Here is an 11885-nt window from a genome sequence, read left to right as displayed (position 1 = left end):
AATCGTATCCTTAAATCTCCCGATTATTTTATCTTAAAATTTTCCAATTCTTTTTTTAATTGGTCAAAAGCCGAGTAAATACGGTACTCTACAACCTTTTTGGTAACCCCTAATAAATCGGCAATTTCTTGATGTTTTTTACCCTCTACCTTGTTTAACAGAAAAGCCGTTCGTTGTTCTTCAGACAATTTAGAAAGTACTTCTTGATACTTTTTCAGGTATTGTTCCTTTTCAAGAATAAACTCCGGATTCTCATTGGTGTATTGCTTAGGAGATTCATTTTTATATTTAAGCACTACCTTTTGATGTTTTACCTCGTTAAGCATAAGATTATTGGCAGTAGTAAACAAAAAGCTCTTTGCCTTATCGGAAGTCACTTTGCTGCAATTTTCCCAAAGTTTGGCAAAAGCATCTTGTGCTTTATCTGCCGGATTAAGATTTTCTCCATACCTGTAATAGAGAAAATCCTGAAGGTTTTTTATGTACTTATTATATATGTTTTCAAATAAAGTCTCATTACAAATATTTAAATGCAGGTCTTTTTTCAACAGGTATTCTTTTTTGTTCTATAAAAGTAGAAAAACTTTTCTCAAAAAATTTTCAGGAGTTTTAAACGTTAAGTTGTTTTAGTATTGGTAATACTATTAAAAATAGACCAAAGATGAAAACTGTCAGTAGAATTTTAGTTGCCTTTGTACTTGTTTTGAGTTTATTACAAACCTCATGCAGAAAAGAGGAATTCGAATTTGTGGGTACTCCTCCAGAGGATGGGTTAAGTTCAAATTCTACCGTAGCTAACCTATTGATTAGAACGACCTTAAAAGATGGTTCTATTGATAATATTGTAGATGGCGCAAGTTGTTTTTCTGTTGCATTACCACTTACGGTTATTGCCAATGGCAACACGCTTACTATCACCGATGAAGATGGTTATGACGAAATAGAATTTATATTTGAAGAGCGTGATGATGACGATGATACTCTAGAAATAATTTTTCCTGTTACACTTATTTTTGCTGATTATACCGAAGAAGAAGTAAACAATCAAACAGATTTTGATGCTTTCGTAAGTAGTTGTGGTGGTGAAAACCAAGTCGATGATGATATTGAATGCATAGACCTTATATACCCAGTCGCACTTACCACCTTTAATACCAATAGTGAGCGGTTCAATTCGTTTTCAATAGTAAACGACAAGGTTTTATTCAACTTTATTACCAACTTAGACAAAAACGATGTCGTCGACATAACATTTCCGTTAAACTTACTATTAAGTAATGGAGATGAACTACAAGTTTTTGATCTTCAAGAGTTGGAAAATAGTATTGCCGATGCATCTAATGATTGTGATGAAGATGATGATAACAATTTTGATGATGATGATTGTCAAGGTTGTAGTGAAGATGAAATAAAAGAACTCTTCCTTTCATGTGATGATTGGATAGTAGATAGTTTAAGGCGTGATAATATGTTTTTACAAACACAGTATGAGGACTTATCTTTTCACTTTCAAGAGAATGATATTCTTGTGGTCACATCATCTACGGAAACTTTCACTGGAAATTGGTTCGTGACAGAGGCGGCCGATAATATTATTCAGATAGAAATTGTCGTTCCCGGGCTTGAGGACTTTAATGATGTTTGGGATGTGAATGAGGTTGCCTTAGTCAATAGTCAAGGAAAAGTAAATTTACTTGCTGGCAATGATAGATTGCGTTTTGCAAACAATTGTTCCAATTAATAAACGAATTTCAGCCATAGTTTTAAAAAAACTATGGCTAGTTAAACACCATGCCTTCGAAATGGGTGTTCTTAGGTTCGATTTTAATCCTAACCTAACGCTAAGGGGTATTACCATTACCCAGCCATATAGAAACTTTATTGCGGTAACAAAACGGCAAATCTAAATCTCTTTTAGATCCGTTTTACTTTCCACGGCATTTCATATGTTCTAGACTTTTTGCTTTACATCGACATATTTGAAGGTCATCGAAAAAGTTGACACTTCATCTAAACCCATCAGGAGATAGGTTAAATCAACTGTTTTATAGGTGTAAACTAACAACCCAAATTGCATGAAGACCATTATCATTGATGACTGTAAAATGCAGAACCTAGCCACAAGTATTTTAGTAAAGAATAATCGAAACTTAGACTTTTTAGGTTCTTATACAGATGCTAAAAAAGGTTTGGCAGCAGTTAATAAACTAAAACCAGATGTTTTGATTTTAGATGTTGAAATGCCTGATTTAAATGGCTTCGATGTGCTTCAAAACCTAGAGCATGATTGCCAAGTGATAATGTACTCTACACAAAAACAATACGCTTTTAAGGCAAACCAATTTGATTAGGTCGAAGATTTTTTGACAAAACCTATTAATAAGACCGAACTTAATCACTCGGTATCAAAACTAGTAAGCAATTCTTTATTCAAAAGATATGAAGGAAATTTTGCTAGTTTATGTTTACAAAGAACAGATTTTGTTAGGGCCAGCTAACAATCACAATAGCAAAATAATGATAGAAAAATTAAACCGTTTTCTTAGAAAAAATTTTATCCAAACTATTTCTTGAAAGAGGTTTATCAAAATACCCGTCTATAAGGGCATGTTCTTTTGCGATAGCGCGATCTTTAGAATTTGAAAAGCCAGAAAGTATATAGATTTCTGGAAGTTTTTTTCCTTTAGCAAGGCTTTGAAGATTTTCTATAAACTCCCAACCATTCATATCGCCCATGATTAAATCTAAAAAAACAATGTCAGGAAGTTCTTTGTCTTCGGCAATTAGATAAGAGAGTTTTACCAAGGCCTCTTCGGCATTCGCACAGGTAGAAATAGAAAAATCTCCACTATGTTGCTCAATAACATAACGTGTGGCGAATTGAGACACTAAATCATCATCAATAATACAGATATTACGTTGCATAAGTTCGTATTCGATAATCTGGGGGAGATATCTGTTGACCTACAAAGGTAAAATTATACTTGCTATTGCTAATTAAATACTCGTTTTAAGGTCGCAAAGTATCTTTATGATGTAAAAAACGTCTTTTTTAGGTCAAAAGTATAAACGTACTTAATGAGGTAGTCGATTTTTTAGTAGACCATAAACCAATGTGCCAAGTAATGCCCCAAAAATTACAACAAGAATTGGCAAGAACCCTGCCCCTAATAAGGTGTACATAGGCCCTGGGCAAGCACCAGCAAGCCCCCAACCGAGTCCAAACAACACACCACCTATTGCATATCGAGCAAATGACATTTTCTTATCTACAATGCTAATTTTTTCACCGTAAACCGATTTTACGCCCTTTCGCTTTACCCATTGGGTAAAAATTACGCCAAGAAATAACGCCGAGCCTATAATACCATACATATGAAAGGCCTCAAACCTGAACATCTCATAGATTCTGAACCATGAAGCCGCTTCAGATTTAAACATTACTATTCCGAAAAATATACCTACCAATAAATAACTTAAACTCCGCATAATCTCAAAATATTAAGGGAAAAATAAAATGGACCATAAGCAATCCACCGGTAAAAAAACCAATAACCGCAATTAAAGATGGCAACTGCAGATTGCTCAAGCCAGAGATAGCATGCCCTGAAGTGCATCCGCCCGCATATCTGGCCCCGAAACCTACCAAGAATCCGCCAACCAGTAAGAAGAAGATGGTCTTTGTACTAGAAAACACACCTTCTCCAAACAAGAGTGCGGGCATGTAGGAACTACCACCATCTGTAATTCCTAGTTCTTTTAAAGCTTCAATAGAATCTTGACCAATGGTCACCGCAGCGTCATTTGATAAAAAGTTTATGGCGATATAGCCTCCTAAAACTGCACCTATAGCTACAATCAGATTCCAACGTTGTGCTTTCCAATCAAACCTAAAAAAATCTGCAACTTTACCCGCACCACCTATGGCACATATTGTTCGCAGGTTTGAAGACATGCCGAAACGTTTACCCAAAAGAATCAAAATTGCCATTATCAGGGCAATTAAAGGCCCTGAAACGTACCATGGCCATGGCTGAAGTATTTTATCCATTCTTAAAATTTAAAAAGAAGCTATAGTTATTCCAAAACCCAATCATTATAGCCGCCGGAATAATCGAATATTTTCTTAAATCCCTTTTCTTTTAGTAATTGTGCAGCTCTATTACTTCTACCACCCATTTTGCAATACAGATAAACGGGCTGTTGCTTGTCGAGCTCTTGTACTTGTATAAGAAAAGTATCGCGATTAATTATATTGAAGTTAACAGCATTGGCAATATGTCCAGCGTCATATTCTTCAGAAGTTCTAACATCGATAAGTTGTACTTTTTTACCAGTGATAGCCGTTTTAATCGCCGCTTTATCTACAATTACGATTTCTTGGCCTTCGTTGTTTTGACAAGCAATAAAAACTAATGACAAGAAAAGAAAGGTGAATTTAGAGGTGTTCATTTGAGTTATTTTAATGTGGTCGGACAAACAAAATCGGTTACCGAAATACCAGCTTTTTTTATGGAGGCCATTCCGCCAGCGACATCGATCAAATTATGAATGCCCCTACTTTTTAAGATAGAAGCGGCAATCATACTTCTATATCCTCCTGCACAGTGCACATAAAAAGTTTCTTCTTCAGGAAATTCAGACAAATGATCGTTCAAAAAATCAAGCGGGGTTAAATTGGCAGCATCTACGTGCTCAGCACTATACTCCGATTCTTTTCTTACATCAAAAACAGGAACATCGTTCTTAAGTTTTTCTTTGAAGCTTTCCGCAGAAATGCTTTCGACGGTGTCAATCTCCTTACCTGCTTTTTTCCAAGATTCGATTCCTCCATTCAAGTACCCTAAAGTACCATCAAAACCAACTCTTGACAGTCTGGTAATGGCCTCTTCTTCCGAGCCTTTATCCGTCACTAAAAGCAGCGGTTGTTTTACATCTGCAATCAAGGCACCGACCCAGGGAGCAAAACCTCCTTTTAAACCTATAAAAATGGAACGTGGTATATGGCCTTTCGCAAAATCATTTTGATGGCGCACGTCTAACACAATTGCCCCAGTTTCATTGGCTGCGGTTTCAAAAGCATCAGGTGAAAGTGCTGTAGCTCCTCGTTCGATAACTTCATGAATATCCTCATATCCTTCCTTATTCATCTTAACGTTTAAAGGAAAGTACTGCGGAGGCGGTAAAAGACCATCCGTAACTTCTTTTACGAACTCTTCTTTGGTCATATTGGCCCGCAATGCATAATTCATTTGCTTTTGATTCCCTAAAGTATCTACGGTCTCTTTCATCATATTTTTACCACAGGCGGATCCAGCTCCATGGGCAGGATACACAATGACATCATCGGCAAGGGGCATAATTTTGCTACGCAAGCTATCGAAAAGCATACCGGCCAAATCTTCTTGGGTGATAGTAGCTGCCTTTTGAGCCAAATCGGGCCGACCTACGTCACCTAAAAACAAAGTGTCTCCACTAAAAATAGCATGGTCTCTTCCATTTTCATCTTTCAACAAATAGGTGGTGCTTTCCATAGTATGGCCGGGTGTATGCAAGGTCTTAATGGTGATTTTACCTAGCTTGAATTCTTGATTATCTTCAGCAATTGTCGCCTTAAAAGAAGGATTTGCATTTGGACCATAAATAATGGGCGCTCCGGTTTCTTTGGATAAAGTGACATGGCCACTTACGAAATCTGCATGAAAGTGGGTTTCAAAAATATATTTGATCTTTGCATTGTCTCTTTTTGCACGCTCTAAATAGGGTTTTACCTCTCTAAGCGGGTCTATAATGGCGACTTCTCCTTCACTTTCAATGTAATAGGCCCCTTGCGCCAAACATCCGGTATATATCTGTTCTATATTCATTTTTATCGCTTTCTACACAAATTTATTGAAAGTAAAACTTTTTAATCATGAACTATATCAAATTAGCTTTAATCATCGATACTGTAATGAAACTTTTTCTTGAATTTGTGATTTTCCAATTTTCTTTAAACTATCGGAGTAGGCCTCTGCTGTTCTCACGTAAATATTCTCTTTTCCTATAAACTCTACCAATCCGCTTTTATGAAGGATATCCCTTGTCGGGCCAATGGCCCCAGCAATTTTAAAGGTAATATCGTTCTCCCTAAGTTTTTCTACAATCTTCTTAAGCTGATTTACGGCAGTATTATCAATATAGTTTATGGGTTCGGCATTAAGGATAACATATTTTAGCGTTTCCCCCTTTTTTTCGACCTCATTTAAAAGTGCCCTTTTAAAATAGTACACATTGGCAAAAAACAGTTGTGCATCAAACCTGATCATTAAAATTTCATCATGCACCTCAACATCTTCAGGAAAGCGTTTTAAGTTTTTAAAATACTCCATTCCCTTTATCTTACCCAAGATGGCGATATGCGGTATTGAGGTTCTGTTGACCAAGAGCAGTAATGAAAATAATACCCCAAAAATAATTCCCTGTGAAATGCCGATTAACAACGTCGTCATAAAAGTTACTACAAAAAGGTAAAACTCATCTTTACCTTGACGCCATAGTTGTTTGGGATACTTCAAATCAATAAGACCGTAAACTGCCACCAAAATAATTGCACCTAAAACAGATTTCGGCAAATAATAAAAGAAAGGAGTAAGAAATAACAAGGTAATACCAACTACGACTACGCTGATTAAGGAGGCAATGCCTGTTTTCGCCCCTTCATCAACATTGACCGCTGTTCTTGACAAACCCGCATTGGTCGGAAACGATTGAAATAGAGACCCTACAATATTTGAAGTACCCAATGCTCGTAATTCTTGATTGGCATCGGTATGATATTCGTCACTTTTATCTTCAACGGCCTTTGCAATGGTCATTGCTTCGGCAAAAGCAATAAAAGCCAATGCCATGGCGGTCGGAAAAGCTTTTACGATTAAGTCTATATTAAATTGTGGCAATAAAAAGCCAGGTAAACCCTTGGGAATTTGACCTACAATATGAACATCGGTTTCGTTGACCATAAAAAAGTAAATGCCTATAATGGACAAGACCACCACGACCATTGCAGCCGGTAATTTTCGATGTAATTTTTTCAGTCCCAAAATCACCAAGATGGCTGCTATGCCAATTGCTAAATCATAAAAATTAGTCTCGGAAAGCTGACTAATAATGGCTCGAATCGTTTTTAAGGTGTTGTTGGTATTAATTTCTAGGCCGAAGAAATGTTTTAATTGGCTAATACCAATAACCAATGCCGCGGCAGAAGTAAAACCACCTACAACAGGTCTCGATAAAAAGTTGGATAAAAAGCCCAAACGCATAAAGCCCATTACCAATTGAATCACCCCAACAAAAAATGCCAAGAAAATAGCCATACTGATGTAATCGTCAATATTGGCCAATTTCATTGCCGCCAAACTTGAAGCAACAATTAAGGAATCTAAGGCCACTGGACCTACTGCTAATTTTCGACTAGAGCCCGTAAAAACATAGATTAGGTTTGGTATTAAAGCAGCATAAAGCCCATAAATTGGAGGTAATCCTGCAATTAAGGCATACGCCATTCCTTGCGGAATTAGCATAATACCAACAGTGATGCCAGCAGAAAAGTCTCCTGCCAAATAGGCCTTTTTATACTTTGGCAACCATTCTAATATTGGGAAAAAGCGCTTAAACATCTATACAAAGGTAATCGCTTACTACTATATAAAATTGCTATACTAAAGAACCGTTATTACACAAACATAAATTAATAGAACCCTGAACTAACCAATTTATATTTTTAACTTATCCCCTATTAAAAAGTCCCTCATGATTGAAAGTCTCGTAGAAAACCAAGTCGATTTTTTTAAGACCCAGCAGACAAAAGATGTCAAGTTTCGAAAGCAAGCACTTGTGCGGCTCAAAAAAGAAATCATTGCATTTGAAGATGAAATATGTAATGCTTTATTTAAAGATTTTAAAAAACCTAAGTTCGAAAGTCTAGCAACAGAAACCCAGTTTGTACTTTCTGAGCTGCAATATGTGCTAAACAACATTGCAATTTGGAGCAAACCTCAGAGAACCTCATCGAATTTGGTAAATTTCCCTTCAACTAGCCATATATATTCAGAACCTTATGGCACTGTTTTGATTATTTCGCCTTGGAACTACCCTTTTCTGCTTTCCATGTCTCCTTTGATCGGTGCCATCGCCGCAGGAAACACCGCAGTAGTAAAACCTTCGGAACTCACCCCGAATACCTCAAAAGTTATAGCCAAAATTATAGCCAATACTTTTCGCAAAGAATATGTTACCGTAGTTGAAGGTGGTGTAGCGGTTTCACAAGAGCTTTTAAAACAAAAATGGAATTATATCTTTTTTACCGGTAGTTCAAGAGTTGGTAAAATAGTTTATAAGAGCGCCGCAGAACATCTGACCCCTGTAACCTTAGAGTTAAGTGGTAAAAACCCATGCATTGTTGATAGCTCTGCAAAAGTAAAACTGGCCGCAAAAAGAATTGTTTGGGGCAAGTTTCTAAATGCCGGACAAACTTGTATTGCTTCTGACTATGTTTTGGTACATAAAAAAGTTAAAGACAAGCTTATTTCGGAACTACAGCATAATATTTCAAAAGCTTTTGGAAAAGACATAGCACATTCAAAAGATTTTGCGAGAATTGCCACCATTGAACATTACCAACGCCTAAAAGAAATGCTTGAAGGAGAAAATATACTTTTTGGAGGTGATAGTAATGATGAAGACCGTTTTATTGGTCCTACACTTATAGATTCACCAGGCGATAAAAGTAAGGTAATGGAAGATGAAATTTTTGGCCCTATTCTTCCCATAATATCCTATGAAACAGAGGGAGACATTGAAAAATATATCAGTAGCTATGGCAAGCCTTTAGGTTTGTATATTTTTTCGACAAACAAAAGCTTCCAAAAGAAAATTATCAATAGATACAGTTTTGGTGGTGGGGTCATCAATGATACTGTAATGCAGATTACCAATAAGAGTATTCCCTTTGGTGGGGTTGGCAATTCTGGTATTGGTGGTTATCATGGCAAATACTCCTTTGACCTATTCTCACATAAAAAATCAATTTTGAAGCGTGGTAATTGGTTAGACGTGCCACTACGATATCCGCCATATAACATTCCAATAAACTGGGTAAAAAAAATGAAGCATCTATTTTGATTATTTTAGAGGAGTATTATTCTGTTGATTATTTAAGCATCAACTTATGAAAATGGATTATACATGCAAAGAAGAAAGTTTATAAAAAAGGGAAGTTTACTAACGCTTGCAACCGCCTTAGGTACCGAAATTGTTTTTGGAAAAAATATTCGTGAAGGATACCAGTTATTAGGATTACAAGACCCAGACCCTTTTAAATTGTTCCAAAAAGACCCCCAAATGGTCGTTTTGAACGATAAGCCCTGGAATATGGAAGCACAGGCACATTTATTGGATGATAGGGTAACACCCAATAGGTTCATGTTCATAAGAAACAATGGAAAAATACCCGCGAACATAGATGCAGCCAATTGGAAAATTACCTTTGATGGCGAATCTTTAGAAACTAAAAAAACCTATTCCCTCAAAGAGCTTAAATCAAAATTCAAACAATATACCTATCAACTCACCCTGGAATGCGGTGGTAACGGAAGAAGTGAATTTAATCCGCCGGCAAAAGGCAATCAATGGACCGTGGGCGCTGTTTCATGTGCCACTTGGACCGGAGTTCGTTTGAAGGATGTTTTAGAAGATGTAGGCTATAAAAAAGATGCTGTTTATATTGGTTACCATGCCGCGGATACCCACCTAAGTGGAGACCCAAGTAAAGAGCCAATATCAAGAGGTGTGCCCATGGCAAAAGCGTTACAAGACGAAACCTTACTTGCCTTTAAAATGAATGGGGAAGACATTCCGCTGGCGCATGGGTATCCCTTGCGTCTAATAGCTGGAGGTTGGCCCGCATCCGCATCAGGTAAATGGCTCAATGGCATCAGTATTCGCAATAAAGAACATGATGGTACAAAAATGAAGGGTTCTGCCTACCGTGTCCCCTGTGAAGCGGTCGCCCCCGGCGAAAAAGTAAAAGATGAAGACATGTGCATTATCGAATCAATGCCCGTGAAATCTTTAATTACCTATCCAAAATCTGGAGCTATACTAAAAAATAAGAACAGCTTGACCATTAGAGGCCATGCTTGGGCCGGAGAGCTTCAAGTGAAGACCATGGAATATTCCATAGATTTTGGAAGTAGCTGGCAAACTTGCAGATTAGAAGCACCAAAGAACAGATTGGCATGGCAACATTTTAGTGCAACCATAAGCTTTCCAAAAAAAGGCTATTATGAGGTGTGGGCAAGGGCAACGGATAGCAACAACCTAAAACAACCGATGATTTTACCAGGTTGGAACCCCAAAGGATACTTGAACAACGCTTGCCATAGAATTGCCGTAAAAGTTAGCTAATGGATAGTTCAGAGAGACTTAAAAACAGTTTCAAGCAAATTCGCCATTTAACGGTGGTAATCGTCGTCTTTTTTATGGCAATGGCAGCTGTTCTTCTATATATTATGATAGACCCGAGTTTGTCGTCCTTTAAATCTAATAAAAACGAAATTACAGTTAGCGATTATGAAGTTGTATCGGAAATGGACGAGGCCGATTACGATAAAATAGAAAACGGTATTCATGTTCGTACAGGTTTTGTAGATAGTGATGGGCTCATGCTTGTGGTGAACAATTGCACCAATTGCCATTCCGCTAAATTAGTAACTCAAAATAGAATGTCTAAAGAGCGTTGGTTGGCCACAATTCGATGGATGCAAGAAACCCAAAACCTATGGGATTTAGGTACAAACGAAGAAATCATTGTGAATTATTTGGCCACGAATTATGCCCCCTCCAAAAAAGGAAGACGCCAGAATTTAACTGATATCGAGTGGTATGAGTTGGAGGAATAGTCTTATTCTGGTACTGCTAATTTGTTGTCTTTCATGCAAGAAACAACATACTCCCGCTATTCCTGAAGACCCCCTAAACACTATTCTGACCCAAATTGAAAACTCATCGCTTATAGAAACTGAATTACTTAGTGAAGCGCTAGACCTTACCGGTCTAAAAATAATTGATTTTAGAAGAAAAGAACATTATTCACAAGGTCATATTTCTGGTGCAATTCAACTATGGAGAGATGATATCGAAGATGCCTCATATCCTTATAAAGGAATGATGGCGAAAAAAGAAGACATTGAAAAACTATTTTCAAAATTGGGCATCAGCAACACAGACATCCTTGTACTCTATGATGACAGAGGTTCATGTGATGCGGCCCGCCTTTGGTGGGTTCTCAAAAGTTACGGTTTTAATAATAGTAAGATATTAAATGGAGGGCTGCAAGCATGGTCGGCTTTTGGCGGAAAAACAAGTCAGAAAGCCACTATTCACCAAGAGACCGTTTTTACACTGCCCGCGGTAAGTTCTGAACTTTTGATTTTAAAAAATGAATTATACGAGCTTCTAGCAACTAACGGCTCTCCGCTATTGATAGATACAAGAACTTATGACGAGTATACCGGAAAAAGGCAAAAACTAGGGGCAGCTCGAGCAGGCAGAATTCCTAAAAGCGAATTTTTAGACTGGGCAGAGGCTATTGATTATGACAATACCATGAAGTTTAAACCCATATCTGAACTTGAAAGTTTATATGCTGCATTCGGAATTGGTAAAAACGATACCATCGTTACCTATTGCCACACCGGTGTGCGTTCTGCACATACCACATTTGTTCTTACCGAGTTGTTGGGTTACAAAAACGTCAAAAATTATGACGGCTCTTGGTCAGAATGGAGCTATTATAAAGACTTGTCTTTTGAAAAAGATAGTATTACCGTAACTTTACAATAGCT

General features: G+C 37.3%; 13 protein-coding genes. 6 read left to right on the top strand and 7 right to left on the bottom strand.

The window, feature by feature from the left end; genetic code table 11:
* Window positions 1–23: 23 nt before the first annotated feature.
* On the bottom strand, window positions 24–548 hold the full coding sequence (locus tag ACZ1GR_RS11550) for an RNA polymerase sigma factor (protein WP_472609124.1): 525 nt from the start codon (window positions 546–548) through the stop codon (window positions 24–26).
* 113 nt (window positions 549–661) lie between these two features.
* On the opposite strand from ACZ1GR_RS11550, the gene ACZ1GR_RS11545 reads away from it, so the two are divergent.
* A complete protein-coding gene (locus ACZ1GR_RS11545) occupies window positions 662–1741 on the top strand; it encodes a hypothetical protein (protein ID WP_472609123.1) in 1080 nt (359 codons plus the stop codon).
* A gap of 334 nt (window positions 1742–2075) precedes the next feature.
* The gene (locus ACZ1GR_RS11540) at window positions 2076–2351 is read left to right on the top strand and encodes a LytR/AlgR family response regulator transcription factor (RefSeq protein WP_472609122.1); all 276 of its coding nucleotides are present in this window, start codon (window positions 2076–2078) and stop codon (window positions 2349–2351) included.
* Between the two features lie 178 nt (window positions 2352–2529).
* Here ACZ1GR_RS11540 and ACZ1GR_RS11535 read toward each other — a convergent pair whose 3' ends face one another.
* From ACZ1GR_RS11535 to ACZ1GR_RS11510, 6 genes are all read right to left on the bottom strand, one after another.
* Window positions 2530–2925, bottom strand: coding sequence for a response regulator (locus ACZ1GR_RS11535; protein ID WP_472609121.1), 396 nt, complete (start codon window positions 2923–2925; stop codon window positions 2530–2532).
* Window positions 2926–3075: 150 nt separating this feature from the next.
* Window positions 3076–3489, bottom strand: coding sequence for a YeeE/YedE family protein (locus ACZ1GR_RS11530; protein ID WP_472609120.1), 414 nt, complete (start codon window positions 3487–3489; stop codon window positions 3076–3078).
* A 4-nt stretch (window positions 3490–3493) separates the two neighbouring features.
* Window positions 3494–4051 (bottom strand): YeeE/YedE family protein, encoded by a 558-nt coding sequence (locus ACZ1GR_RS11525; protein WP_472609119.1) that lies wholly within the window; start codon window positions 4049–4051, stop codon window positions 3494–3496.
* Window positions 4052–4077: 26 nt separating this feature from the next.
* Window positions 4078–4452, bottom strand: coding sequence for a rhodanese-like domain-containing protein (locus ACZ1GR_RS11520; RefSeq protein WP_472609118.1), 375 nt, complete (start codon window positions 4450–4452; stop codon window positions 4078–4080).
* 5 nt (window positions 4453–4457) lie between these two features.
* Entirely contained in the window at window positions 4458–5867 is a 1410-nt protein-coding gene (locus ACZ1GR_RS11515; protein WP_472609117.1) for an MBL fold metallo-hydrolase, read from the bottom strand.
* Window positions 5868–5939: 72 nt separating this feature from the next.
* Window positions 5940–7658, bottom strand: a complete 1719-nt coding sequence (locus tag ACZ1GR_RS11510) for a SulP family inorganic anion transporter (protein ID WP_472609116.1) — start codon at window positions 7656–7658, stop codon at window positions 5940–5942.
* A gap of 133 nt (window positions 7659–7791) precedes the next feature.
* Between ACZ1GR_RS11510 and ACZ1GR_RS11505 the strand changes: the two genes are divergently transcribed.
* The 4 genes from ACZ1GR_RS11505 to ACZ1GR_RS11490 all read left to right on the top strand — a co-directional run bounded on the left by ACZ1GR_RS11505 (window position 7792) and on the right by ACZ1GR_RS11490 (window position 11883).
* Window positions 7792–9162, top strand: coding sequence for an aldehyde dehydrogenase (locus tag ACZ1GR_RS11505; protein ID WP_472609115.1), 1371 nt, complete (start codon window positions 7792–7794; stop codon window positions 9160–9162).
* A 63-nt stretch (window positions 9163–9225) separates the two neighbouring features.
* Entirely contained in the window at window positions 9226–10446 is a 1221-nt protein-coding gene (locus ACZ1GR_RS11500) for a sulfite oxidase (RefSeq protein ID WP_472609114.1), read from the top strand.
* A complete protein-coding gene (locus tag ACZ1GR_RS11495) occupies window positions 10446–10940 on the top strand; it encodes a monoheme cytochrome C (protein WP_472609113.1) in 495 nt (164 codons plus the stop codon). The genes ACZ1GR_RS11500 and ACZ1GR_RS11495 overlap by 1 nt, the downstream gene beginning before the upstream one ends.
* Entirely contained in the window at window positions 10924–11883 is a 960-nt protein-coding gene (locus ACZ1GR_RS11490; protein ID WP_472609112.1) for a sulfurtransferase, read from the top strand. Before ACZ1GR_RS11495 ends, ACZ1GR_RS11490 begins: the two co-directional genes overlap by 17 nt.
* Window positions 11884–11885 lie beyond the last annotated feature (2 nt).

Source organism: Croceitalea sp. W27 (assembly GCF_055693185.1).
The sequence above is the reverse complement of the archived record's forward strand: the minus strand, read 5'-3'. Positions and strand labels throughout refer to the sequence as shown.

What these genes read in the sequence shown, in the direction of transcription:
- ACZ1GR_RS11545 (WP_472609123.1), top strand. Translation starts at nt 662, where the DNA reads ATGAAAACTGTCAGTAGAATTTTAGTTGCCTTTGTACTTGTTTTGAGT.
- ACZ1GR_RS11540 (WP_472609122.1), top strand. Translation starts at nt 2,076, where the DNA reads ATGAAGACCATTATCATTGATGACTGTAAAATGCAGAACCTAGCCACA.
- ACZ1GR_RS11535 (WP_472609121.1), bottom strand. Translation starts at nt 2,925, where the DNA reads ATGCAACGTAATATCTGTATTATTGATGATGATTTAGTGTCTCAATTC.
- ACZ1GR_RS11530 (WP_472609120.1), bottom strand. Translation starts at nt 3,489, where the DNA reads ATGCGGAGTTTAAGTTATTTATTGGTAGGTATATTTTTCGGAATAGTA.
- ACZ1GR_RS11525 (WP_472609119.1), bottom strand. Translation starts at nt 4,051, where the DNA reads ATGGATAAAATACTTCAGCCATGGCCATGGTACGTTTCAGGGCCTTTA.
- ACZ1GR_RS11520 (WP_472609118.1), bottom strand. Translation starts at nt 4,452, where the DNA reads ATGAACACCTCTAAATTCACCTTTCTTTTCTTGTCATTAGTTTTTATT.
- ACZ1GR_RS11515 (WP_472609117.1), bottom strand. Translation starts at nt 5,867, where the DNA reads ATGAATATAGAACAGATATATACCGGATGTTTGGCGCAAGGGGCCTAT.
- ACZ1GR_RS11510 (WP_472609116.1), bottom strand. Translation starts at nt 7,658, where the DNA reads ATGTTTAAGCGCTTTTTCCCAATATTAGAATGGTTGCCAAAGTATAAA.
- ACZ1GR_RS11505 (WP_472609115.1), top strand. Translation starts at nt 7,792, where the DNA reads ATGATTGAAAGTCTCGTAGAAAACCAAGTCGATTTTTTTAAGACCCAG.
- ACZ1GR_RS11500 (WP_472609114.1), top strand. Translation starts at nt 9,226, where the DNA reads ATGCAAAGAAGAAAGTTTATAAAAAAGGGAAGTTTACTAACGCTTGCA.
- ACZ1GR_RS11495 (WP_472609113.1), top strand. Translation starts at nt 10,446, where the DNA reads ATGGATAGTTCAGAGAGACTTAAAAACAGTTTCAAGCAAATTCGCCAT.
- ACZ1GR_RS11490 (WP_472609112.1), top strand. Translation starts at nt 10,924, where the DNA reads ATGAGTTGGAGGAATAGTCTTATTCTGGTACTGCTAATTTGTTGTCTT.